The sequence below is a fragment of the Chryseobacterium indologenes genome (assembly GCA_016025055.1).
Lineage (GTDB): Bacteria > Bacteroidota > Bacteroidia > Flavobacteriales > Weeksellaceae > Chryseobacterium > Chryseobacterium indologenes.
The window spans coordinates 668,185-692,043 of record CP065590.1 but is presented as its reverse complement, the minus strand read 5'-3'; the positions used below and the strand labels follow the sequence as shown (position 1 = coordinate 692,043).

19 protein-coding genes and 6 pseudogenes are annotated in these 23,859 nt (G+C 37.1%); 14 read left to right on the top strand and 11 right to left on the bottom strand.

Annotation, left to right across the window (positions count from 1 at the left end):
• Positions 1–105: 105 nt before the first annotated feature.
• Positions 106–867: an aminotransferase class IV gene (locus H3Z85_03190; protein ID QPQ53830.1), complete on the top strand. Its 762-nt coding sequence runs from the start codon at positions 106–108 to the stop codon at positions 865–867.
• A gap of 80 nt (positions 868–947) precedes the next feature.
• Here the strand turns inward: H3Z85_03190 and H3Z85_03185 are convergent.
• Positions 948–1,524: pseudogene (locus H3Z85_03185) on the bottom strand (N-acetylmuramoyl-L-alanine amidase).
• A 105-nt stretch (positions 1,525–1,629) separates the two neighbouring features.
• Positions 1,630–2,180: pseudogene (locus H3Z85_03180) on the bottom strand (YqgE/AlgH family protein).
• A 24-nt stretch (positions 2,181–2,204) separates the two neighbouring features.
• Here H3Z85_03180 and pdxH point away from each other — a divergent pair.
• Positions 2,205–2,846 (top strand): pyridoxamine 5'-phosphate oxidase, encoded by a 642-nt coding sequence (pdxH, locus tag H3Z85_03175; GenBank protein QPQ52497.1) that lies wholly within the window; start codon positions 2,205–2,207, stop codon positions 2,844–2,846.
• Between the two features lie 242 nt (positions 2,847–3,088).
• Here the strand turns inward: pdxH and H3Z85_03170 are convergent, their stop codons facing one another.
• Entirely contained in the window at positions 3,089–3,379 is a 291-nt protein-coding gene (locus tag H3Z85_03170) for an HU family DNA-binding protein (protein QPQ52496.1), read from the bottom strand.
• 399 nt (positions 3,380–3,778) lie between these two features.
• On the opposite strand from H3Z85_03170, the gene H3Z85_03165 reads away from it, so the two are divergent.
• From H3Z85_03165 to H3Z85_03130, 8 genes and pseudogenes are all read left to right on the top strand, one after another.
• Positions 3,779–4,129, top strand: a complete 351-nt coding sequence (locus H3Z85_03165) for an aspartate 1-decarboxylase (GenBank protein ID QPQ52495.1) — start codon at positions 3,779–3,781, stop codon at positions 4,127–4,129.
• Positions 4,130–4,132: 3 nt separating this feature from the next.
• A complete protein-coding gene (locus H3Z85_03160) occupies positions 4,133–5,155 on the top strand; it encodes a flippase-like domain-containing protein (GenBank protein QPQ52494.1) in 1,023 nt (340 codons plus the stop codon).
• A gap of 169 nt (positions 5,156–5,324) precedes the next feature.
• Positions 5,325–5,899 (top strand): annotated as a pseudogene (locus H3Z85_03155) (TerD family protein).
• A 27-nt stretch (positions 5,900–5,926) separates the two neighbouring features.
• Positions 5,927–6,604, top strand: a complete 678-nt coding sequence (locus tag H3Z85_03150) for a TerD family protein (GenBank protein QPQ52493.1) — start codon at positions 5,927–5,929, stop codon at positions 6,602–6,604.
• An 86-nt stretch (positions 6,605–6,690) separates the two neighbouring features.
• Entirely contained in the window at positions 6,691–7,329 is a 639-nt protein-coding gene (locus H3Z85_03145; protein QPQ52492.1) for a VWA domain-containing protein, read from the top strand.
• Between the two features lie 18 nt (positions 7,330–7,347).
• Positions 7,348–8,390 (top strand): annotated as a pseudogene (locus H3Z85_03140) (VWA domain-containing protein).
• Between the two features lie 47 nt (positions 8,391–8,437).
• Positions 8,438–9,664 carry a protein phosphatase 2C domain-containing protein gene (locus H3Z85_03135; protein ID QPQ52491.1) on the top strand — a complete coding sequence of 409 codons (1,227 nt, stop codon included), beginning with the start codon at positions 8,438–8,440 and terminating at the stop codon, positions 9,662–9,664.
• Positions 9,665–9,668: 4 nt separating this feature from the next.
• A complete protein-coding gene (locus tag H3Z85_03130) occupies positions 9,669–11,189 on the top strand; it encodes a kinase (GenBank protein ID QPQ52490.1) in 1,521 nt (506 codons plus the stop codon).
• 45 nt (positions 11,190–11,234) lie between these two features.
• On the opposite strand, the gene H3Z85_03125 is transcribed toward H3Z85_03130, so the two are convergent.
• From H3Z85_03125 to H3Z85_03115, 3 genes are all read right to left on the bottom strand, one after another.
• Complete coding sequence (locus tag H3Z85_03125) at positions 11,235–11,699, bottom strand: GNAT family N-acetyltransferase (GenBank protein QPQ52489.1); 465 nt, start codon at positions 11,697–11,699, stop codon at positions 11,235–11,237.
• Between the two features lie 264 nt (positions 11,700–11,963).
• Positions 11,964–13,163, bottom strand: coding sequence for a tyrosine--tRNA ligase (locus H3Z85_03120; GenBank protein ID QPQ52488.1), 1,200 nt, complete (start codon positions 13,161–13,163; stop codon positions 11,964–11,966).
• 441 nt (positions 13,164–13,604) lie between these two features.
• Positions 13,605–14,198: an NAD(P)H-dependent oxidoreductase gene (locus H3Z85_03115; protein QPQ52487.1), complete on the bottom strand. Its 594-nt coding sequence runs from the start codon at positions 14,196–14,198 to the stop codon at positions 13,605–13,607.
• A gap of 333 nt (positions 14,199–14,531) precedes the next feature.
• Between H3Z85_03115 and H3Z85_03110 the strand changes: the two genes are divergently transcribed.
• Positions 14,532–17,522, top strand: a complete 2,991-nt coding sequence (locus tag H3Z85_03110; GenBank protein QPQ52486.1) for a fibronectin type III domain-containing protein — start codon at positions 14,532–14,534, stop codon at positions 17,520–17,522.
• A gap of 265 nt (positions 17,523–17,787) precedes the next feature.
• On the opposite strand, the gene H3Z85_03105 is transcribed toward H3Z85_03110, so the two are convergent.
• The 3 genes from H3Z85_03105 to H3Z85_03095 are packed head-to-tail and all read right to left on the bottom strand — an operon-like array spanning position 17,788 to position 19,717.
• On the bottom strand, positions 17,788–18,612 hold the full coding sequence (locus tag H3Z85_03105) for a helix-turn-helix transcriptional regulator (protein ID QPQ52485.1): 825 nt from the start codon (positions 18,610–18,612) through the stop codon (positions 17,788–17,790).
• Between the two features lie 5 nt (positions 18,613–18,617).
• Positions 18,618–19,079 (bottom strand): GNAT family N-acetyltransferase, encoded by a 462-nt coding sequence (locus tag H3Z85_03100; protein ID QPQ52484.1) that lies wholly within the window; start codon positions 19,077–19,079, stop codon positions 18,618–18,620.
• The gene (locus H3Z85_03095; GenBank protein QPQ52483.1) at positions 19,076–19,717 is read right to left on the bottom strand and encodes a TetR family transcriptional regulator; all 642 of its coding nucleotides are present in this window, start codon (positions 19,715–19,717) and stop codon (positions 19,076–19,078) included. The genes H3Z85_03100 and H3Z85_03095 overlap by 4 nt, the downstream gene beginning before the upstream one ends.
• A gap of 236 nt (positions 19,718–19,953) precedes the next feature.
• On the opposite strand from H3Z85_03095, the gene H3Z85_03090 reads away from it, so the two are divergent.
• Positions 19,954–20,322, top strand: a complete 369-nt coding sequence (locus tag H3Z85_03090; GenBank protein ID QPQ52482.1) for a hypothetical protein — start codon at positions 19,954–19,956, stop codon at positions 20,320–20,322.
• 55 nt (positions 20,323–20,377) lie between these two features.
• On the opposite strand, the gene H3Z85_03085 is transcribed toward H3Z85_03090, so the two are convergent.
• On the bottom strand, positions 20,378–20,989 hold the full coding sequence (locus H3Z85_03085) for a hypothetical protein (GenBank protein ID QPQ52481.1): 612 nt from the start codon (positions 20,987–20,989) through the stop codon (positions 20,378–20,380).
• 150 nt (positions 20,990–21,139) lie between these two features.
• Positions 21,140–21,517: a VOC family protein gene (locus H3Z85_03080; GenBank protein ID QPQ52480.1), complete on the bottom strand. Its 378-nt coding sequence runs from the start codon at positions 21,515–21,517 to the stop codon at positions 21,140–21,142.
• 165 nt (positions 21,518–21,682) lie between these two features.
• Between H3Z85_03080 and H3Z85_03075 the strand changes: the two are divergent.
• Both H3Z85_03075 and H3Z85_03070 read left to right on the top strand, forming a co-directional pair.
• Positions 21,683–22,257: pseudogene (locus tag H3Z85_03075) on the top strand (TetR/AcrR family transcriptional regulator).
• Positions 22,258–22,297: 40 nt separating this feature from the next.
• Positions 22,298–23,700 (top strand): annotated as a pseudogene (locus tag H3Z85_03070) (MFS transporter).
• The last annotated feature ends 159 nt before the right edge of the window (positions 23,701–23,859 follow it).

Here is a 23,859-nt window from a genome sequence, read left to right as displayed (position 1 = left end):
GATGAACGATTTATCGTTCATTATTTTTTTGTAAATAAATCACATCAAAAATTGGAAAATCTATATTTTACATCAGAAGCATTACATGTAAAGAACAGAGCATTTATGTTAGGTGATGCTGTGAAGGTTTCTTTCTTTGTGAGAAACGGTGAATTGGTCATGGATGAAGAATGCTATTTCTTCCTGATGGCTTCCATGAGAAAGATGAGAATGAATATTCCCTTAACCTACACCCTGGAGTATTTCCAATCTCTTTTTCAAAAAGAAATAATAGAAGATGCCGGAATCCAGAATGGAATTATCAATTTTCAGGTCTTCAGAAATAATGATGGAACAACATTATCAAAATCTTCAGTTTCTTACTTTTATGAAGTACAGCAAATGAACGACTTTCTGGATGTACATCAAAGACCGCTGGAGCTGGATCTGATTAAAGAAATTAATGTCAACAATAACCTGCTGAGCAATATCAGAGTCCATTGCCCGGAAAATATTTATGGCGGAATCTATGCTCAGGAAAATGATTTGGATGATGTTATTCTTTTAAATCCCAACAAAAGAATTGCACGCACCACTTCAGGGAATCTTCTCTTTTTAGAAGGGGATGTCATTAAGGTGCCTAAACAGACTGAAGGCGCTTACATTTCTCCTTTAATGGAAAATTTTGTTACCTTCTTACATAAAAATAAACTGGCAGACATTCAGGAGCATGAGATCATTGCTTTTGAATCTCAGAAAGCTGAAGAAATTTTAATGATTTCTGATGAGAAAGGGATCTTCTCTGTAGGTAAAATCAGAAATAAAACTTTTGAAACCTCTCGTTTCCTGAAACTGGTAGAAAGCTGGAAAGAGAGTTTTACCTCATAAAATTGACAAACCCGGTAAACAACATTATAAAGTCCTTTACCGGGTTTTATTCTGATAACATCAGAAATTGTTTTTTTTTATTAATTTCCGTTGATGATCTCAACGAATTTTTGCGCGATTTCTTTTTGTCCCTTTTCACTCGTCATGTAAGCTCTGTCTGCCGAGTTATTAATAAATCCAAGTTCTACCAATACCGCAGGCGCTTTAGTTTCTCGAAGCATGTGCAGATTGGTTTCTTCAATTTTACGGACATTAAATTTTATAGATTTTTCCCGCCAGTTTCTTTGATTCTTCTGCATTTTGAACAAATACTTCAAGTCCGTGTTTGGGAGTTTCTTCCATGGATGAAGAATTGATGTGAAGTGAAATAACCATTTCGGGATTAAGTGTATTGATTTGCTTTGTTCTCTCAGAAAGGCTTGGATAGCTGTCGGAATCTCGGGTCAAAATCACCTCATACGTATCGCTGACGTTAAGTTTCTGTATTTCTTTGGCAATACTCAGTGAAATATCTTTTTCAGAAAAGTTACCATATACGGCTCCTCTGTCACTTCCGCCATGGCCGGCATCTATGACAATGTACTTTTTGCTGACAGGGGTAAACGATAAAAACAAAGTAGAAAAGATTGATATAGCAAGTAAATTAATCCCTTTCATTTTTATTGATTTTGGTTTTTCAAATAACGTGAAAAGTTTTTTAAAAATTGGTTAACGTAATCTTAAAATTTGTTAATTATTTTCAAAAGGTTTACCGATCTTTTATTAATTCAATGATATATCTTCCGGGGAATTGGCCCATAGTAAAAATTCACCTCCAAGATTCTGCATGATAGATTTCCATAAAGTCTGATCATTCGGAAGCGTGTAGTCAAGATTATAAACATCCACTACCGTCCACATTTTTCTTTGTACTTCGGTATCGAGCTGGTTGGGAGACCATCCCGAATATCCCGAAAAGATTTTAACGTTGTGGATATCCAGTTCGTTATTTAAAACAGCACTGATGATCCGTTCAATATCTTCTGTAAGATAATACTCATCAGTAATGTCAGTATAAATTTCAGTAACTTTTTTATTGCTTTTTACAATAAAAAATACTTTATCATTCTCTACAGGCCCGCCATCATATACTTCGATCTTAAAATCAAAAAAATCGTTGAATTTAGTACTCATCTGGCTGTTCTTTTTATTTAATATCAAACCAAATGCACCACTTTCATTATGTTCAATAACCAAGACTACAGATCTTGAAAAAGATCGCCGGAAATGTCAGGGGTCGAGATTAATATTTTACCTTTGTATGAGTGATTCATACTCAAATTTAATAAAAAATATTTATGGAAAACCTGCATGACAAAAGAAAAGTGTATGAGAAATCCCAACTTATTGAAAGTGAGATAAAACAAAATCCCATAGAGCAGTTCAGGGATTGGTTTTTGGAGGCAAGTGAGAGTGCTGTGATCTCTGAAGCAAATGCTATGGCTGTTTCTACAATGGAAGAAGATGGTTGTCCGAGAACAAGAATGGTGTTGCTTAAGGCTTATACTCATGAAGGATTTATTTTTTATACCAATTATGACAGCAGAAAAGGAAAGGCGATAGCAAGCAACCATAAGGCGTGTCTTCATTTCTTCTGGCCCAATCTGGAGAGACAGATTATTATCAAAGCAAACCTGGAAAAAGTAGCTGAAAACTTAAGTGACGGATATTTTCATTCAAGACCGAAAGGAAGCCAGCTGGGAGCAGTGGCCTCTCCACAGAGTCAGGTGATTCCCAATAAAGAGTTCCTGGAGGAAAGACTGAAGGACCTGGAAAAGAAATACGAAAACAGTGAAGTCCCAAGGCCTGAAAACTGGGGAGGATATATTGCGAAACCGTATGAAATTGAATTCTGGCAGGGAAGACCCAATCGTCTTCATGACAGAATTATCTATCAACTCGAAAATTTGGATTGGAAGATTTCAAGATTAGCACCTTAAGAGGTGAAAGTTGAGAGTTGAAAATTATTTTAGAGAGATTTATCCTCGATAATTACACTGGCGGGCATGAGTCCGCTTATTTTTTTGGTGCTTGATAAGATGAGAGGCAAAATGTCATTTTTCGAGTTTTATATTATCTTCAAGAGCTACCTTTCCAGGATAGTATCTGAAATCGCTCACATAAACACATGAAAAAAGGCTGCTTCTAAGAAACAGCCCTTGAATTTTTGTAATCTGAATGATTATTTTTTCTTAGCACCAGAAACTGCATTTGATAAATCAGCTCCAGCTTTAAATTTAGCTACCTTTTTAGCAGCGATTTTGATCGGTTTTTTAGTTGCAGGGTTAATACCTTGTCTAGCTGCTCTCTCAGCTACTGAGAAAGTACCGAAACCTACTAAAGAAACTTTTCCGTCTTTTTTCTTTAAAGTAGTAGTTACGTTACCAATGAAAGATTCTAAAGCAGCTTTAGCTGCAACTTTAGTGATACCTGCATCTTTTGCGATTGCGTCGATTAATTCAGACTTGTTCATAATTTTTAATATTAAAGTTAGTTCGTAATTATAGCAAATATAATACTATTTTCTAATTGTGCAATTTTTTTATTAAAACTTATACAATTTTTTTACTTTTCAGGGAAAATAGTTAAAATATGATAATTCGGTTTTTCACGAAAAATCTACGTTACGGGTTACTAAAATCATGCCAAATGCTTATGTGTATTGACTTTAGCAAAAAGTTAATATTATTTTCTGTATTTATTAAATTCTAAATTACGTATAAAGTATTAAAGTTTTTAAGCATATGCTTATTGATTTTATAATCAAAGTTTGTATTTATTGTATTTTGTAAAATTAAATACCTGTGTTAGTGGGAGTTTTAAAATGATTAAGAAGGTCTGTTTTATTAATTTTTATTAATAAATTTGCAGTATGTTAATAGAAGTTTTTAAGTCTAAGATCCACAGGGTGAGAGTAACAGCCTCTGACCTTAATTATATAGGAAGTATAACGATAGATGAAGATCTTATTGAAGCTGCCGGATTGGTAGTGGGAGAGAGGGTCTATATCGTCAATGTCAATAACGGAGAGCGTTTTGATACCTACGTTATCAAAGGAAAAAGGAAATCAGGAGAAGTATGCCTGAATGGTCCTGCTGCAAGAAAAGTACAGAAAGATGATATCATCATTATCATTGCCTATGCACAGATGACCCCGGAGGAAGCGAAAGACTTTCAGCCGAAAATTGTTTTCCCCGACGAAAAAACAAACCTTCTTACCTGATTCATGGAGAAAACATCAAAAAATCCCTTAAAGTCGGTTCTCACAATAGTAATATCGCTTGCTTTTGCAGGCTTTTTTTTATGGCTTGCCTTAAAAGGGCTTGATTTTAAAGTGATTCAGCAGTCATTGGCCAAAGCCAACTATCTTTGGGTAGTATTTGCTTCGGTATTTGGTTTACTCGCTTACTGGTTCAGGGCGATCAGATGGAATCTTATGCTGGAGCCAATGGGGCACAGCATCTCAAATTCAAACTCGCTCTGGTCAATTTCTTTTGGATACTTAATGAATCTTACCATCCCGAGAAGTGGAGAACTGGCAAGAGCTACAGCATTGTATGGTGTGGAAAAAGTTCCCGTAGACAAATCTTTCGGTACCATTATTCTGGAGAGAGTGGTAGATTTATTATGTATGATGGGATTTCTTGGATTGACATTGCTATTTAAGTACGAAGCAATTTTGTCATTCTATAAAAATTCCGGGGTACAGCTTAATCCTGATAAGATACTGCTGGTCCTTCTTATACTGATTGCCGGTACTGTTTTATTCTTTGTATTTAAAAAGAGACTTTCCGGAGTTCCTTTTCTAGGTAAAATTGTAAATTTTATCGACGGGATTTTCCAGGGATTGACGACTATTTTCAAATTAAAAGAAAAAGGAAAATTCATTCTTTATACCCTGGGAATCTGGATCTGCTACTATTTTGCAGCATATCTTGTATGTTTTGCCCTTCCGGAAACTTCAGGATTCAGCCCTGCAGACGGATTTTTCATTATTGTTGTAGGAACGTTAGGAATGATTATTCCTGCCAGTGGAGGAATAGGGGCGTATAATCTGGCGATGAAGTTCGGATTTATGGCTTTATTTATTTCAATGGGGAAAAGTGCCGAACTTGGAGGGGAGATGGGGCTTACCTATTCCTTTATTTCGTTACCGCTTCAGATTGTGATTATGCTTGTCATGGGGCTTATTTCTATCCCGATGCTGGCAAAGGCAAGAAATGCCGCCGTTTCAGATCAGAATTTATAAAAAATTAATTTTATAATCTATAGATAAAGTCCAATTGAAAAATTGGACTTTTTTTGTGGATTTCTACTACCCAAAGGTGTAGTGCGAATATTATTTTCATCAATATATTTGGTTAATTCATAAATCACATTTATCTTAATGCAAAAAATAATTCATAATTTAAAATACTATGGCAATTAATCTACAGAAAGGACAGAAAATCGAGATAGGATTGACTAAAATGACGATCGGACTCGGTTGGGATCCTAATGAAGGAACGGGCTATGACTTCGATCTTGATGCTTCAGCGATCATGATTGATTCGGACAGAAAATTGGTAAGCGAAGAATATTTTGTTTTTTATAATAACCTGAATTCCCCGGATGGAGCCCTCTCTCATACAGGAGATGATCCGAGTGGGAAAAACAGTGACGGAGATGATGATGAAGCAATCATTATTGATCTTGATAAAGTAGATTCAAGGGTTGAGGAAATCCTTTTGTGGTAACCATAGAAGACTTTGAAAGAAGAAAGCAAAACTTCGGTCAGGTCAGAAATTCATACATCAGGGTTGTGGATAACCATTCCAACCAGGAAATTGCAAAATATGAACTTGATGAGGATTTTTCCATTGAAACCGGTGTTGAATTCGGAAGATTGTATAAGAGAAACGGCAGCTGGAAATTTGAAGCGTCAGGAATCGGATACAGAGCAGATTTAGGCTTTTTCCTGGAAAAGTATTATAAAGGACAAATTATCAAATAATATAAGCAAATACACAAAACGATAACTATGGCAATTAATTTACAGAAAGGTCAGACGATTGATTTAAGAAAAAATGACCGCGGAGAAAGTGTTTATGACCTTTCAAAAGTAACGATCGGTTTAGGATGGGATGTCAGAAAGCAGGGAGGTGGTTTCTTTGGGAAATTATTTAATAAAGAAGCTGAATACGATCTTGATGCAGTCGCATTTCTTTTGGATGGAAACGGCAAGGTCGCTAATCTGGGAAGAACCGTTCAGACGAATGACGGAAGACAGATGGGACTTTATCAGGGAGATGTGGTTTTCTTCAATTCTATGCAACACCCGAGTGGAAATGTATGGCTAACAGGAGATAACAGAACCGGAGCCGGAGATGGTGATGACGAGCAGATCATCGTTAAACTGGATCAGTTGGACCAGAGTTATCAGAAAATTGTTTTCCTTGTTACCATTTACCAGGGAAGAACCAATAACCAGCATTTCGGACTGATTGAAAATGCTTTTATCCGTGCCGTGGATGCTAAAGGAAAAGAAATTACCAGATACAGCCTTTCCGGGGATTCAAGTATGAACGGAATGTGTGCCATGGTCTTTGCGGAAGCCTACCGCCACAATGGAGACTGGAAGTTCCGCGCTGTAGGTGAACCGCACCATACGGATAACTTTATTGATATTTTAAGACAGCAATACGCCTATTCAAACTAAGTCTTAGATTTCTATTTAACATATCAAAGCCGGCTTGAAAGTCTTCGACTTTCCCCGCCGGCTTCAGAACTAATACTTGTCTTACCATGACCAGAAGATTATTAGCATATTTTTTATTGGATACTTCAGGTTCTATGAACGGGGAGCCGATCCAGGCACTAAACAACGGGTTCAACGGACTTGTCAGCATGCTTCGTGCAGATCCGCAGGCGATGGACAGCCTTCATCTGAGTGTCACTACTTTTGACAGGGATGTTAAAAATATTGTTCCTCTGATTGATCTTGCCAGTTTCTATCCGATGGAGATTACATGTCCGGATAGCGGGCCCACGCATACAGGAGCTGCTTTGGAGATGGTGGCAGAACTCGTTAAGAAAGAGCATGTAAAAGGTTCTTCTGAAGAGAAGGGCGACTGGCAGCCGTTACTTTTTATATTTACGGATGGAAAACCTTCGGATATTCAGAAGTACAGACAGATGATTCCCGTACTCAGAGATCTTGAGTTCGGAGCGATTGTCGGTTGTGCAGCAGGGCCGAAAGCAGACGAACAGTTTTTAAAAGAATTGACAGATCATGTCGTAAAACTGGATACTACGGATGCCATTACCCTTTCTTCTTTTTTCAGATGGGTGAGCTCTTCCATTACTCAGGGAGGCCAGTCACAAAGTACGGGAGAAAGCATAACATTACCGCCGCCGCCATCTGAACTTAATATTATCATTTAAAAATATCTCTTTACAGGTATGAGAAGACTGCCTATTTATTTTTTAGTGGATATCTCCGAATCTATGGTAGGAGAACCTATTGAGCAGGTACAGGAAGGTATTGCCGATATTATCAGGGATTTGAAAAAGATCCCTATTCCTTGGAGACGGTTTATATTTCCATTGTCGGTTTTGCCGGAGAAGCTGAAGTAATTACTCCGTTACAGGATATTATCAGTTTTTATCCTCCGAAAATTCCAATCGGAAGCGGGACTTCATTGTCTCAGGGGCTGATTAAGATTATGGATTGCATAGACAGGGACATTGTAAAAACAACGTATGAAAGAAAGGGCGATTGGAAACCTATAGTTTTTCTGTTTACAGACGGAGTTCCGACCGACGATGCCACCAAAGCTATTGAAAGGTGGAATAATAAATACAATGGTAAGTCAAGTACCATTGCGGTATCTATTGGCGAAAATACCAATTATAAACTGCTGGGTTCCCTGGCTGAACATGTTTTATTGTTTAATAACTCTGATGAAAATTCATACAAAGAATTTTTCAAATGGGTAACAGATTCTATTAAGACGACAAGCCAGAGTGTTACTGAAGCAAAGAAAGAAGGAATCAATTTGTCAAAAATAGATACTGTGATTCTTGAAAAAGTAGATCCTGATATAGAACAGAGGTTTCCGGACAATAACTTTGTGGTATTGAACGGTAAATGTTCAGAAACGGAAAAGCTCTACCTGATGAAGTTTAAAAAAACTTTTGCAGCATCCGGAATTCCGGGCATGTCTACAAGGTATTACCGGTTAGACGGGGCTTATAAAATTGATGAAAAATCATATTACAGGCTTTCTTCTTCCCAAAGGACGCATTTAAAAATTTCCATAGAAGAACTGCAGGGAGGAACTTCGTGCCCGCATTGTGCCAATCCTGTGGCATTGGCTACCTGTTCGTGTGGAGGCATCCATTGTTTAAAGGGCGAAGGATACAATAAGTGTCCATGGTGTGGTACTTCAGACTATTATGGCTTTTCCAGTGAGGGATTTGACATTAACAGAACATTGGGATAACCATGGGAAAGTTTCAGCAGCTGATTTCTAAAATTCAATCAAAGCCTATGGAGAAATCTGTTATTGATAGGAAGAAAGAAGAGTTTAAAGAAGTATATTGGGTCTTGAAAAATGCGAATTCAGATCAATTTTATGAGTTCATTTTCGACATGGAGGACTTTCCGGATATCAGGATTAAAAATATAGATAACCTCAAAGAAACGGGACTTCTTTTTGAAAATGATAGACTGTCCGGGGTTCCGGCTGCTGCCAATGTCCATCATCTTGACATTCAATTTTTTCATACTGCAGACCCTCATACTGTTGAAATAAAAAAAGTACAGTTGCTCATTAATGCCAATCCTAAAGATTTGTGGAAAAATATTCCTTCTGATATCCATGATGAATTCTACAAGCCGGATGAAGATTCTTACAAAGGGAAGTTTTCAGATAAGAGAATTGTAGTGGTTTCAAAAAGAGGCCGTTCCCATGCCCATGAGGGCAATTTCCGGGAAGATGATTTTGCTGTCAGGAACCTTCCTGCGGACTGGAATATTATTTCTGTTGCAGACGGTGCCGGATCCGCAAAACTGGCAAGAAAAGGCTCAGAAATAGCTACGGAATCAATAAACCGGTTTTTTGACTCAACGACAATTTTGCATAAGATTGAGGAAAATATCCGGCTTCATTATTCCACAGATTATTCTCCGCAAGTACAGTATGAAGCTCATCAGAATATTGTCAGGATTTTGTATGAAGGTGTTTTAAATACCCACAATACCTTAGAAACATGGAGCTCAGAGCATGATTTTTCTTTAAGTGATCTGAATACTACCCTTATTTTTGCTTTGGTTAAAAAATTCAGTTTTGGATATGTGATTATGAGCTTTGGAGTAGGAGACTGCCCGGTTAATCTTATTGATTCTGATTTTTCCGATGTAAAACTTCTGAACCCCATGGATGTAGGGGAATTCAGTGGTGGAACCCGCTTTATTACCATGAAAGAAATTTTTAATGATCAGATTGTTTCCCGTTTCGAAATGACCCGTGTTGATGATTTTGCCTATCTTGTACTGATGACAGACGGTATTTACGATCCTAAATTTGCCACAGAAAATAAACTCGAAGATCCGGAAAGCTGGAAGGCATTCTTCAATGATCTGAACGGAAATAATGATGACCGCCGGAAAGTCGACTTTACCAACGATAAAGAAATTGATCAGCAACTTCTCCATTGGGGGGATTTCTGGAGCAGAGGAAATCATGATGACCGTACCCTGGGAATAATTTATTAATAACATGAAAAAGACCATACGAGTTGTCTCTATCCTGGATGCAACCCAATCCTATGAGTATGTAGATGAAAAGCCCATTCAGGGAGGTGTGAAGGATGTCTATTTTTCTCCGGAAAGAGATTATGTAGTCGCTTTTTACCGGAATCCTCTGGAGGAAGGCCAGAAGGAGCGGATCAGAAGAATTGTTTCCACTTACCTGCAAAGCATACAAAACGGCAATGCTTCCGGCTATTTTCTCAATGAAATTTTCAGATGGCCCTATGATATTGTGGAAAAAAATAAGCTCACGGGAATTGTCGTTCCTATTTATCCTCAGAAATTTTTCTTTGCCAAAGGATACATCGGTTCAGATAATATCCGGGGAGAAGATAAAGTAGGAAAGTGGTTTACGGCTCCAATGTTCAGAAATCAGCAATATCCGTTGAGGCTTGATCCTTCTGAGCTGGGGGACTGGCTCAGCTATTTTCAGATTTCCATCAACTTCAGTCGCGGCGTTAAAAAACTCCATCAGATGGGATTGGCCCATTCCGATTTGTCATACAATAATATTTTGGTGGATCCGGTTACCAAATCTGCATGTATCATTGATATTGACGGCCTCGTTGTTCCAAAATTATTTCCTCCCGAAGTCATCGGGACAGCTGATTTTATCGCTCCTGAAGTTTTAAAAACAAAACACCTGGGATTACAGGACCCTCAACGGTTTCATCCCAACCAAAAAACAGACCTGCACGCCCTTGCAGTGCTGATTTACATGTATCTGCTGAGACGACATCCTCTGCGTGGCGGTAAAATATGGGATCTTGATCCGGAAAAAGACGAACTTCTCTCTATGGGCGAAAAAGCCCAGTTTGTAGAAGATCCGGAAAATACCACCAATCAGGTAAAAGCTGATCATTTGAGGAAATGGGATGCTTTCTGGGGAGATCCTGAAAAGATTCCCCATTCGGTTACAGGTCCTTATATTTCCGATTTATTCAGGAAAGCATTTGTAGACGGTTTACATGATCCGATCCGACGCCCCACGGCTAATGAATGGGAGACCGCCTTGCTGAAAACCGTAGATCTCATACAGCCTTGCAGGAATCCCGCTTGTACGGAAAAATGGTATGTCTTCGATAATACGGCTCATCCTAAGTGCCCTTTCTGTGGTACTCTTCATCAGGGAACACTTCCGGTGCTGGATCTCTATTTTAAATTTGATGATGAGGTATGGAAACCGGAAAATCACAGGCTGATGGTGTATCACAATCAATATGTATTCAAGTGGCATGTTTCCAGGAAAATAATCCGCAATGAGAACCTGACCATGCAGGATAAAATGCCGGTGGGATATTTCACATTCCATCAGGGAAAATGGGTACTCGTTAATCAAAGCTTACAGGGAATGAAAGATATCACGGAACAGAAGGAGATCCTTCCGGGTTCCATGGTAGAGCTCACCGATGGTAAAAAAATATTACTTTCCGCTGAAGAAGGAGGAAGGCTGATGTATGTGACGATGGTAAACGGAATGAATGGATAGCAGCGCGAAATGAAGATTATTAAGTTGGCCGTCGTTTCTTCATTTTCACCTTTCCGTTTTCACCTTAAGATCAACGCTTTTTAGCTTCCATAAAAAAGAGTGCTCATCTTCACCTACGACCTTAAAGCCAAGGCTGGTATAAAGATGTTGTGCTTTGTTTGTTTTTAAAACACTCAGCCATACGATCTTGCCTTTTTGGGCAGCATCATCAAGGATATTTTTTAATATTTTTCCACCCAATCCACGGCCCTGAAATTCCGGCCCTATCTGAAGCTGCAGAACTTCTGTCTTTTCAGCAGTTTCATTGACTTTTAATAATCCGACACGATGATGATCCATGAAGATAATGTATGCTTTATCAAACTCATAAAGAATTCTCTGAAGGGTAGTTTCACGGTCAGTCGGAAGATTAGATTCTTCATAATGCGGAACCATCGTTTTTGTTCTCAGATCAAAAAGATAATCAATATCGTTTTCTGTTGCTTTTTTGTAAGTAAGTTCAATATCCATATTTTTTCAAAATCTAATTTTATACCATACAAAAATCTCCGGGAATCAGTCCATCCGGTTTAATATCAGCTATGATATAGCTCACTGGTATCAGTTTAATGGAACGAAGATATTGAATTATGATGGTTCAGGCATAAAAAAATGACAACCCAGCGGCCAGGAGTAAGAAGTTGGAAGAATTACCTTATCAATGTTGACACATGCAAATAAGCCGGAAATAAGTCAACCACACTTCTCGCTTCCAACTTCCTGCTTTCATCCTTTTTATACAAGTTCATAAAACGCTCTTTTCCCGATTTTTATTTTCATGTGGGGAAAAAGCTCTATTTCTTCATTCGGATCTGTTATTTTTATAGTATTGATCTGAATTCCTCCACTTTCGATGAGTCGTCTAACGGCAGATTTGCTGAGGTCACTTTTTAATTGATGACAAAGGTCGACAGCAATCATTTTATTTCCGACATGGGATAAATTGTGGATTGAAATAGCTTCATAAGCCTTATTTTCAAAATTTTTATTCTGAAACTGATTCATGAAAAATGCCTCTGCATCTTCTGCTGAAGTTTCATCGTGGTATTGTCGGACAATATTTTTAGCAATGAGTTTTTTGATAGCCATCGGGTTTTCCCCATTTTCTATTTTTGACTTCAATGCTGCTTTTTCTTCCAAGGGAAAGTCGGTGGTAAGATCAATGAATTCATCAATTAATGCATCGGGAATAGACATTGTTTTTCCAAACATTTCATTGGGTTCATCAGTCAGTCCGATGATATTATTAAGTGATTTACTCATTTTTTCCTTTCCGTCAAGACCTCGCAACAGGGGCATGCACATAACGATCTGAGCGGGCATGCGGTGAACTTCCTGCAGTTGTCTTCCCATGGTACAGTTAAATAACTGATCGGTGCCTCCCATCTCAATATCACATTCAATTTTTACAGAGTCAAAGCCCTGCAGGATAGGATAAACAAGTTCGTGCATTCCGATAGGAGTGTTTTCGGTAAATCTTTTATTAAAATCATTACGGTGCATCAGCTGTGCCACCGTTACTTTCGATAAAAGCTGGATAACTTCCGAAAAATCAAGAGCATCCAGCCATTCAGAGTTAAATGCAATTTTTGTTTTTTCTACGTCTATAACCTTGGAAAGCTGGTTGATATAAGTTTGGGCATTATGCTGTACATCTTCGGGGCTTAAGGGTTTTCTGGCTTTATTTTTTCCTGTAGGATCACCAATTCTGGCGGTAAAGCTTCCTACGACGATAATGATCTGATGTCCCAGGTCTTGGAACTGTTTTAGCTTTTTGAGTACGACTGCGTGCCCGAGGTGCAAATCAGGGGCAGTCGGGTCAAAGCCAAGTTTGATAGATAATTTTCTGTTTTCTGACTGGGCCTGCAGTAATTTTTCTTCCAAGCCTTTTTCAGGCAGGATAATGGCCACGTTTTCCTGTAATGTGTTGATCATATTGAATGGTTTTAAAATGAAAAAGCCCGGACAAATTCTGTCCGGGCTCTGTATATAATTTTAGGTTATTTTTATTGAATTACAGCTATAGAAAGTCTTCCCGAACGATAGAACGGGATGTAATACTCACTGAAAAACGGAAGACGCAATATGCTGTTTAAATGTTTCATGAACTATATGACAAATATAAAGTTTTTTTGAAAATTCCAATATTTAAACCATTAAGATATAAGTGAAAGGTTATAACAAGATTAGTTTAAAACTTAACCATTTTCGAATCTTAATGGTTTAAAATAATGGTTCAAAACAATTTTACTTACATCCTTTGAAGCTAATACCATGCCATAATAAAATAAAAAACATGATATCAACCCAGGTATCTGATGTTTGGGTGAAGGCACTATAAGGATGATATTTTTAAAGTGCCTTATGGTAATCAATTTATTCAGCGTTCAGTAAAGAGGGATAATAAGCATTTGAAATCTGCATTTTCCAATGTTTGATATTTTCAGATGATGCTTTATCTGCTTTGTCGAAAAAGAAGTGACGGATGATTTCCAGCCCCGAATATTTAAAAATTCCAAGATCTGAAGTCAGTGCCAAAGCATTATCCATACCTGATTGCTGATATTCCTCATGGGATTTCCCGTGAGTATTGATAATAACCGCTTTTTTCCCTTTTAAAAGTCCTTTTTGTATTCCCTGGTCGTACCGATAGGCAAAACCATAACTGAAGACACGGTCAAAATAGCCCTTCATCACAGCCGGTAAACCCGTCCACCAGATAGGGTAAATAAATGTAATCTGATCTGCCCATAAAATATGTTCCTGTTCCCGTTGTACATCCTCCGAAACTTCTCTTGCATGCCAGCCCTGCATATCCTGCAGAGAAAGAACAGGGTCAAAATGAAGGGCATACAAATCCCTGATCTTTACCTCATTATTTCCTGAACTGAGGATTTCTTTGACATGGCTTAATAAACTGTGATTTAGGCTGTTTTCATTCGGGTGTACGTAGATGATTAAGTGTTTCATTGCTCTGTTGTTTTACATTATGAGACAAATTTAGAGCAGCTGATGTTTCAAAAATTGTAAGAAAACGAAATCTCAACATCAGGATGTAACTATCGTATATGCAACAGCCGGCTTTCCGGAAAATCTTAAAAAGATATTATAAGAACAAATGTGAATATTTTACTTGTATTTTGTTTTTTTATAATAAAATAAACGCATAATAGTAAAGAATGATTAATTAAAATTAAATAATTTACATTTGTATTGTATTGGTTTGCAGTGTTTAACATAATAAATTTTTTTCACTTTGCTGGGGTATATTGTTTACATTTGTTCTATTAAATTTTACAAAAAATGAAAAAATTATTTACTGTCTTATTCTGTAGTTTACTAGGAATCACTGTTTTTTCACAGTGGACTCCTACTGATTATAGAAGAGGAGACAAATTAGGATCGAATAATATCCGAAATTATTACAAACTGGATTTGGATAAAATAAAATCACAGTTGAAAAATGCCCAGGAAATGGGTCCGAATGCAAAACCTGTGGAAATTTTGCTCCCAACTATGGGCGGAAAGATAGAAAGGTTTGCAGTGTACAGTTTTCCAGTTATGACAAAACAATTTGCTGATCAATATCAGTTAGGATCTTATGTCGGAGCTAGTTTGGACGATCCTACCAAATACTTGAGATTTTCTGTTGCTCCTAATGATTTTCAATCGATGATTATTCAGGATGGGAAGTATGAATTTATTGATCCGGTAAATGCTGATAAAACAGTGTATGGACTACATCCCAAAACAAAAAAGAATGAAAACGGATTTTTATGCTCAACAGAAGAGAATGCAATATCACAAAGCCAGATTAAAGAATTGTTGAAAGACGGACAATCATTTGCTAACCAGTCAAATTCGTTTTCCAGGTCGTCTGATAAAAAATACAGAACCATGAGACTGGCAATGTCAGTTACGGGAGAATATACGCAGTATTTTGGAGGAGTTGCTAATGCTATTGCACAAATTAATGCAACAATAACCAGAGTAAATGCTGTTTTTGAAAAAGATTTTGCACTCCATTTAAATGTTTTGAGCTATCCTGCTCTTATTTTTGATAATCCTGCTACGGATCCGTATGCAACGGTTACTAATCCCCTGTCTCCTCCTGGTTCATGGAATACATCACTACAAAGCCAGCTTACAGCGAACGTAGGAAATGATAATTATGATATAGGTCACCTGTTTGGAGCTTCCGGAGGAGGAGGAAATGCAGGATGTATCGGGTGTGTATGTTTAGAACCCGGCAATCCAAATTTGGGACCTAATGATATAGGAAAAGGGGCTGGAATTACTTCTCCTGCTACAGGAACAGTAAATTCCTCTTCTACATTCCCTCCTTCAGGAGATACTTTTGATATCGATTATGTAGCCCATGAAATGGGGCATCAGTTAGGGGCAAACCATACTTTTTCACATAATTTAGAAGGTTATAGTGTTAACATGGAGCCCGGTTCCGGATCTACAATTATGGGATATGCAGGTATTACAAACCAAAGTGCTCCTGCAGGTACCACAACAGATGTACAGCTTCATTCGGATCCTTATTTCCATATTGCAAGTATTAAGCAGGTTCAGGCCAACTTAATTGCAAAAAATTGTGATGTAGAAACTGCAATAACAAATAACCCACCTGTTATAGCTGCATTACCAACCTATAATATTCCTTTAGGAACTGCATTTGTATTAACAGCTTCTGCTACTGATGCGGAGAATGATCCGTTAACATATACCTGGGAGGAGATAGATAATGCAGGTACAAGGATTAACAGTGGTAATATAGGGACAACTTCTACAGGAGGTTCGTTTAGATCTGTTGCCCCTTCTGCCAGCCCAACCAGATATTTCCCGAAGTTGTCATCAGTAATGTCCGGAGTTTTAAATAATTCAAATAACCAATGGGAGTCCGTTTCTATGGTACCGAGAACCACAAAATTCTCTGTAACAGTGCGAGATAATAATCCCGCACCCGATCAGCAGCAGACTCAGTTTGCAGAGCAAACAGTTATTGTCGGAAGTGACGGACCATTTAAAATCAATACTTTATATGCTAATAACAGTGTTCCTACTGCAATAGAATGGGATGTAGCCAATACTGCAGCAGCTCCGTATAATGTAGCCAATGTAAAGATAGATTATACAACAGATAACGGAACAACATGGACTGTATTATCAGATTCCACACCAAATGACGGTTCTGAAAACTATACTTTTCCATCTTCTTTGAACGGACAGACCATTAAACTAAGAATTTCTGCAATAGGAAATATATTTTACGCAGTTAAATCAGTAATGGTTACTACGCTTGCTCCTTGTGACGGGAATGCACCTACCAATTTGGTTGTGACAAATATTACAACGCATTCAGCTGATGTTACCTGGCAGCCGGTTACAGGAGCAACATATAAACTTCGTTACAAAAAAGCTAGCGATGTTACCTGGACTGAAATAAGTTTAACTTCACCTAATGCCACATTAAATACTTTAGAGGACGGTGCTACGTATGAAGTACAGGTCGCTACGGTATGTAGTGGAACAACCGGAACTTATTCTCCATCTGCAAACTTTACAACACTAACTTTAACTTATTGTACATCTCAGGCAAATAATATAAATGATGAGTATATTGCTAACGTTACAGTTGCAAATATCAATAATACCTCTACCGGAAGTGCTTATACTAATTATACAAACAATCCTGCTCTTCAGATTAATGTAGTAAGAGGTACAACGTATCCAATTTCAGTAACCGTAGGAAATCCGGATCTTGATGCAGTGGCTGCCTGGATCGATTTTAATAGAAACGGTATATTTGATGACTCTGAAAAAATTCTTAACTTTCCAGTTGGCGCGATAACAGGCCCTGTTACCGGCTCATTTACTGTTCCTCAATCCGCTGTGACCGGTCTGCCTTTGAGAATGAGAATTAAGTTAACGTATGGAGGGCAGTCTAATGTAGGTGGTTCGCTGATAAATGCTTGTGGAACAGTTAGCTATGGGGAGGTTGAAGACTATAGTGTTGTGGCCGCTTCATCTAATTTAGGAACATCAGACTTGGTTAAAAATAATACTATCCAATTATATCCTAACCCGGCAAGTGATGTATTAAATATTACGAAAGTTTCTGATAAAGCAACCTATAAGATTTATAGTGCAGCTGGTCAGCTACTGAATACCGGAAGTATCAATGACGGAAAAATTAATATTTCTTCTTTGATAAAAGGGGGATATGTAATTACAATTGATGACAAAGGAAAAGATGTATTTAAATCTAAATTCATCAAGAAATAAAATGAGGCTTTGGAAAGATTTCGATAAATACTTCCGACAGTAAAACAAATACAATTTTATCATAAGACAGTAGAAATTTTAATATTTCTACTGTTTTTGTTTTTTCCTAACTCATGGGAAATCCAGGGAATGGTTTTAGAGGAATTATGAACGTGATTTGCAAAAACCCGGAGAGATCATTACATGTCTCACTGTGCTGCTTTTAAGTGGATAAAACAAATGTACAGCATCAGGAATGTTTGAAAATAGTAAAAATCAAAATGGGTTATTCAGATTTCGGGTTGCATATATCCTGTTGGAACTTCAGATACTTGGCCGGCGATATGTGTAAAAAGTGCTTAAAATCGTGGATGAGCTGGCTCTGGTCGTAGTATCCACACTGGTCTATAATATTGAACCAGCTTATTTTGGTTGGTCCGGCACTTTCCTCTTCTATCAGTCGGATAGCTTTCAGAAACCTGAGGTAGCGATTGATTTCTTTCAAAGAATATCCGAACTGTTTTTTCTGCTTGTGCTGAATATTCCTTTCTGTCTGCTGGATTTGTTCAGCAATCGTTTTCACAGGATTAAGGTGGTCCTGTTCAAAATTACTCAGTAACAGGCTTGTCTGGTCCCGAGCACGTAAGTAAGGCCTGCAGAAATTCAAAATAAAGTTAACCTGTTCTTCAGGTGATTGTAGGGTAGTAAGCTGATACCAGAGGTTGGCGAAACAATTTTCTTTCAGTAAATCATCAGGATGTTGTACAACATGGGATTCAATTGCCCCTTTGCCAAAAAAACGGTAGAAAGCGTCGTCTTTAAAATTGGCCACCAGAATAGATGTTTTTGAAGGCAGGGTATAGTCAAAAGACTGTCTCACAGGTCCGAAAACCATACATTCGTCTACTGTGATTATTGTTTTTTCATGGGTAGACATAGAAACCTGTTCTCCGAAACAGAACAAGAGAATCGTCTGATAAGTAGGAAGCAGGGTTTTGGTCACAGGATGTTCAGAACCGTTTTCGGCGAAGTAAAAATGGGTAAACACATTTTCAAATTCCTGCGTTGCGGGAATTCTGTGTTCACGATATTCCTGTTTTACATTCTGCATACTCATTAAAGATTTTTCTGCATTTTAAAATTGGTAAGAGCAATTCCTTTTATAGGTACGATTTGCTCTTTAAGAACGTAAAATCCCAGCTTTTCAAAAAAAGATTTCGCGGTTTTACTTACGTCCGAACGTATATATCTTTCAGTCTGTTTTCTGGCAGCATTTTCAATCTGTTCGTAAAGCTGAGAGGCAATACCCTGATGCTGATAATTTTTATGAACAAAGAAAAGATCCAGGTAATTTCCTTGATCAAGTGTAGCAAAACCAACGATAGTATGCTCTGATATGGCTACCAAGACAAACTGTTCGTGGATGACTTTGAGCCAACGTTCATTATTTTCAGCACCTGATCTCCATGCTTCAAGTTGTTCTTCAGTGTAATCATCTTTGCAGATACTGGTGATCGTTTCTGCAAAAAGCTGTTTCATTTCAGCAAGGTCATTTTCATTTCCCCTTCTTATGATCATTTTGATATCGTTTTCTTTCCGTCAATATATTTTTGTTCGTAAATTTTTTGCTGTTTTTCATTCAAAAGCGGATAAAACAGGTTCATCTGAAGCAATGCATAATGTTGTACTGCTGCTTCATTATCAAGTTTTAAAATTAATCTGTTGTGGGTGAGCCAGTTATCTGCAATAATAAAAATCTGTTCCGTAAAGCTCTTCATGAGAAAATCAGGAATATCTTTTTTGAAAATATTATTTTTCTGAAAACCGGAGAATATCTGTTGAAACTCTTCTTTTCTGCTGAAGTTGATACCTTCGTACTGTGTTTCTATTTCAGGGATTTTATGTAATATATCTACAAAATTGATAAAGATAAAACGGTAAGAATAAAAAACCTCACAGCTTGAAAGAGTAAGCTGATAAAGATCTTCCAGGGTTTTGTTTTCCATTTTCTTCATCCCGTCCATGAGCCCGTCCATTTTTTGAGTCATTTCAGAAAAAAGAATCTTCAGAATGTCTTCAGAATGTTTGAAGTGATAGTGAAGATTTCCTGCACTGATCCCAAGTTCTGCCGCAATAGATCTTGTGGTAATGGTATTGTAGCCCTTCTCATTAAATAATTCCAGAGCTTTTGACAGAATCTTTTCTTTTGTGTTCATCCATCAAAGATAAAAAAAATATAAGAGCGGATAAAAGTCATATTTCAATAATTAGAACAATTGTTCTAATTTATTATATTTGCACTATCAAATCTTGTCACAATGGAAGGTAAAAGAAAATTTGATTATGAATCAGCTGCCCAAAACGAAAAGAAGAATGAACCTGCAATACAGGATATTACAGCCAAAATTCTGCAGGTCATCATCGGGATTATTATGGCTGTTTTACATATGTGATGAAAGGGAAAATATCATATTGGTTTTGTCTTGGCCTGATTCTATGGGCTGTTATCATAGGATTGAGAAAAAACAGTATTTATCTCCCGGTTATCAATGAGTATTTTACGGATCTTATCACGGTTCCGATGTATTGCTATCTGATAGAAATGATCATGAACTTTTTGGGATATACATGGAAATCTGATGTAAAGTTTGTGCTCACTTCAGCCATTTATCTGTCTTTTTTGTTTGAAGTACTTTGCCCCCGGCTTTCCAATGTCTTTACTGCAGATTTTTTCGATGTGATGGCGTATTTTTCCGGAGGAATATTATATTATCTTTTTAGAATAAAATCATTCAGAAGGTTTAAAAAAGAAGAAAAATAAAGGTCCGGAGATTGATCAGTTAGGTTTAATTAAATTTTTGAAAGTATAATTCCCGTTACTGTTCAAGTTGTATGATAGAGCCCTTGTAAAATTTAGTCTGGTCATAGAGTTCAACAAAGTTGCGTTGAAGGATAAGCCCGTTTTTTTCTTCGAAATTTTTTTCTTTACATTGATTTTCGGCGAGTAAAAATAAAGTCTGATAATCCGATTTCAGGTAGTCGGAAAGGATATTATCTTGTTTCTTGTCTTTGCTGATAATCTCTGTAAAAAAAATTCCATAGATCAGAAACTGATTGAAATTCTGGGCATCAACAATGTAATCAAGATGTTCTTTAGCCGATTTTTCATAATCAGAAAGGATCTGTAAAAACGTTTTTACATGCTCTGAGGTGGGAATTTCATAGAAAAGATCAATTCCGTTGATAAAAAGCTGAGTTTTAATTTCTTCATTATCTGCCGGATAAATGGAAGAAAACCAGGTGAATATGTTTGAAAGTTCTTCTTTAGAAAGTTCTTCAACAGAATCTTTTATTTTATCTTTAATGGTGTCAAGATTACCTTCCGGTATAAACTTAAGAGCATCATCTTCTTCACGACAGATTTTATTGTACAAATTAATCTTGGCAATATTCGGGTTGGTTTTTATGAAATAAAGTTCTTCTGCCATAGCTATGTACCAAATATTTTTTGTGGAATTGGTAACTAAAGATACAAAATAACATCTACAAAATAGTATGCATAGAATGGTAATGCGAAATAGTAAAATTTAAATTATTATTATTAAATATACTGAATAAGAGATTAGAGATTATTGTAATCACAGGGTTTGATGCAAAGCAATTCTGTTTCCTTCTGAATCTTCAAATTCTGCAACAGCAAAGCCATGCTTTTCATCTGTTTTCTTTGGATAAAGAATTTTTCCACCTTGTGTCAGAACTCTGTTTAAAGTTTCATCGATGTTTTCTGTCTTAAAATAGATAATCACGCCTTCTTTAGTAGGTTTATAGACCTCTCCTTTCGCTAATGCTCCAGTGATACCTGAATTCTTTTCTTCAAACGGAAACAGAGCCATTTCGTAATTATCGATGATTTCCTTCTCAAATGTGAAGTTAAAAACAGCAGTGTAAAACTTTTCTGCACGTTCCAGGTCAGCAACCGGAATTTCAAAGTAAACAACAGGATTAGATCGGGTCATAATTTTTGTTTTGGCTGGCTCTTTCTGCAGTGAATTGCAAGATACACCTATCATTGTGAAAAAAAGAAAAATAAATTGTATCAATCTCATCTACAGAACTATTTTGTGTGCTAATATAAAAAAAATTATAGCTAAGGCTAAAAAATAGATAGATCTATCTATTTTTTGTATAGCTTTGTACAAAGTTTTCAGAATGAAAAAGAAAAAGTTAAAGACCGGATCATCAGGGTAGCTTCAGATCTGTTTTATAAGCAAGGTTTTAATTCTACGGGAATCAACCAGATTATTGCAGAGGCCGGTATTGCCATAGGATCTCTTTACAATCATTTTTCATCCAAAAATGATCTTCTTCAGGCTTATTTACTTCAGGAAGAGCTGGAATGGTTTAACGGTTTTGAAGAAGGTACGGGTAAAATTTCTGATCCTAAAGAAAAACTATTGAGTTTGATCGATTATCGTATAAAACTACAGCGATCTTCTCAATTTGCCGGCTGTCAGTTTATAAAGATTATTTCTGAAATAGGAGATACAAATCCTGCTGTTTCAGAGTTTGTAAAAAACATAAAGAGAAACAAAAAGACTTGATCAGAACTATGGTAATTGAATGTGGAGGAGATGCAGAGGCACTTACAGGAAATATTTTTCTACTGATCGAAGGAGCTGTGGTCACCTCAACGATTACTAAAAGCAATGACGCTTTTGTTCAGGTGAAAAAAATTGTGGAAGATTTAGTATCCTAAGTTTTTTTGAATTAAAAAAAATAGATATATCTATATAAAAATGAAACGTAATCAATTAATAATTATAGTTGTACTTTTTGGTCAGCTATTAACCATAATGGATATTTTTATTATCAACGTATCCATTCCTTCCATCCAAAGAGATCTTGATGCGTCTCATGGTGAAATGCAGGTGATGATTGCCGCTTATCTTATCGGCTTTGCTTCTTTTTTGATTACAGGGGGACGGCTTGGAGATGTATACGGCAGAAAGAAAATATTTATTATGGGCTTGGTATTTTTTATGCTCAGCTCTGTAGCGTGTGGAATATCTGTAGGGGCTGTTCCGCTTATTATTTCAAGATGCATTCAGGGAATCAGTGCAGCGGTGATGGCTCCGCAGGTGCTGTCGATGATACAGATCCTGTTTCCTCATCATGAAGAGCGAACAAAAGCTATGGGATGGTACGGGATCACTATTGGGATAGGGACTATACTCGGGCAATTTCTGGGCGGATATTTTTCGTCTCTTACCATTATGAAAGAAGCCTGGAGACTTATTTTTTTGATGAACATTCCTATTTGTCTTCCGGCAGTTTTCCTAAGCCTGAAACTCCTGAAAGAATCTAAAGACCCTGTCAGAAAAACTTTTGATATCCAGGGTGTCCTTATACTTTCAACAGGACTTTTCTGTTTTACTTATGCATTGACGTCATCGGAGCAGGAAGGTTTTACTCCGAAGAATATTCTTTCCATACTCGTATCGGTTGTGGTGATGCTGTATTTTTTTCAAAGCCAGAAAACAAAACTCCGGAACAAATGCTCTTACCTGATTGATTTTAAATTGTTTCAATACAAAAATTTTAACCTCGGCATTATAGCGGTGACCTTCTTTTTCATTATGCTGGATTCGTATTTTTATATTTTATCTGTGTTTCTTCAGGATGGATTACAAATAAACCCGTTAGCAGCAGGGGAGGTGATTGTATTCCAGGGTGCCGGCTTTATTCTGGCTTCGTTTGTTTCTCCCCGACTGATTTTAACCTATGGGAAAAATGTTTTGCTGCTGGGCCTGAGTTTGATTGTAATCGTTCTTATGCTGCAGATTTTTTTATTCAAAACCGGAACGCCTTTGTATATTTTTTATATTTTGCTGTTGTTGCATGGCGTGGGAGTCGGATCTGTCATTCCTTCTTTAGCGAATATTGCATTATCTGGACTGTCTGAATCTTTGGCGGGGAGTGCTTCGGGGGTTTACAATACTTTCCAGCAGGTAGCAGCTATTGTAGGAATTGTGGCTGTTGGAAGTATATATTATTATTTTCTTGGCGGGAAGTCTTTACAAGAGCATTATCAGTATGCTTTTTCAATAGCTGTATTGATTAATATTCTTTGTCTTTTTTTGTAATGCTGGCTGTTTTCAAAGTTCCGGAATATGTTCTTCCCAAAAGAATTCGTCCCTGAGCATCCGGAACGGCATGCTTTGTTTAGTAATATGATAATCTTTTACTTCCTGCTATTATAAGTTTGTTTTTTCAAAAATGCCGATGTGAGTTTTGCTATATTTCTAGTGATTTCAGTAAGAGAATGGCAGTCGCAATTGCTGAGCCATGTGACGTAGAG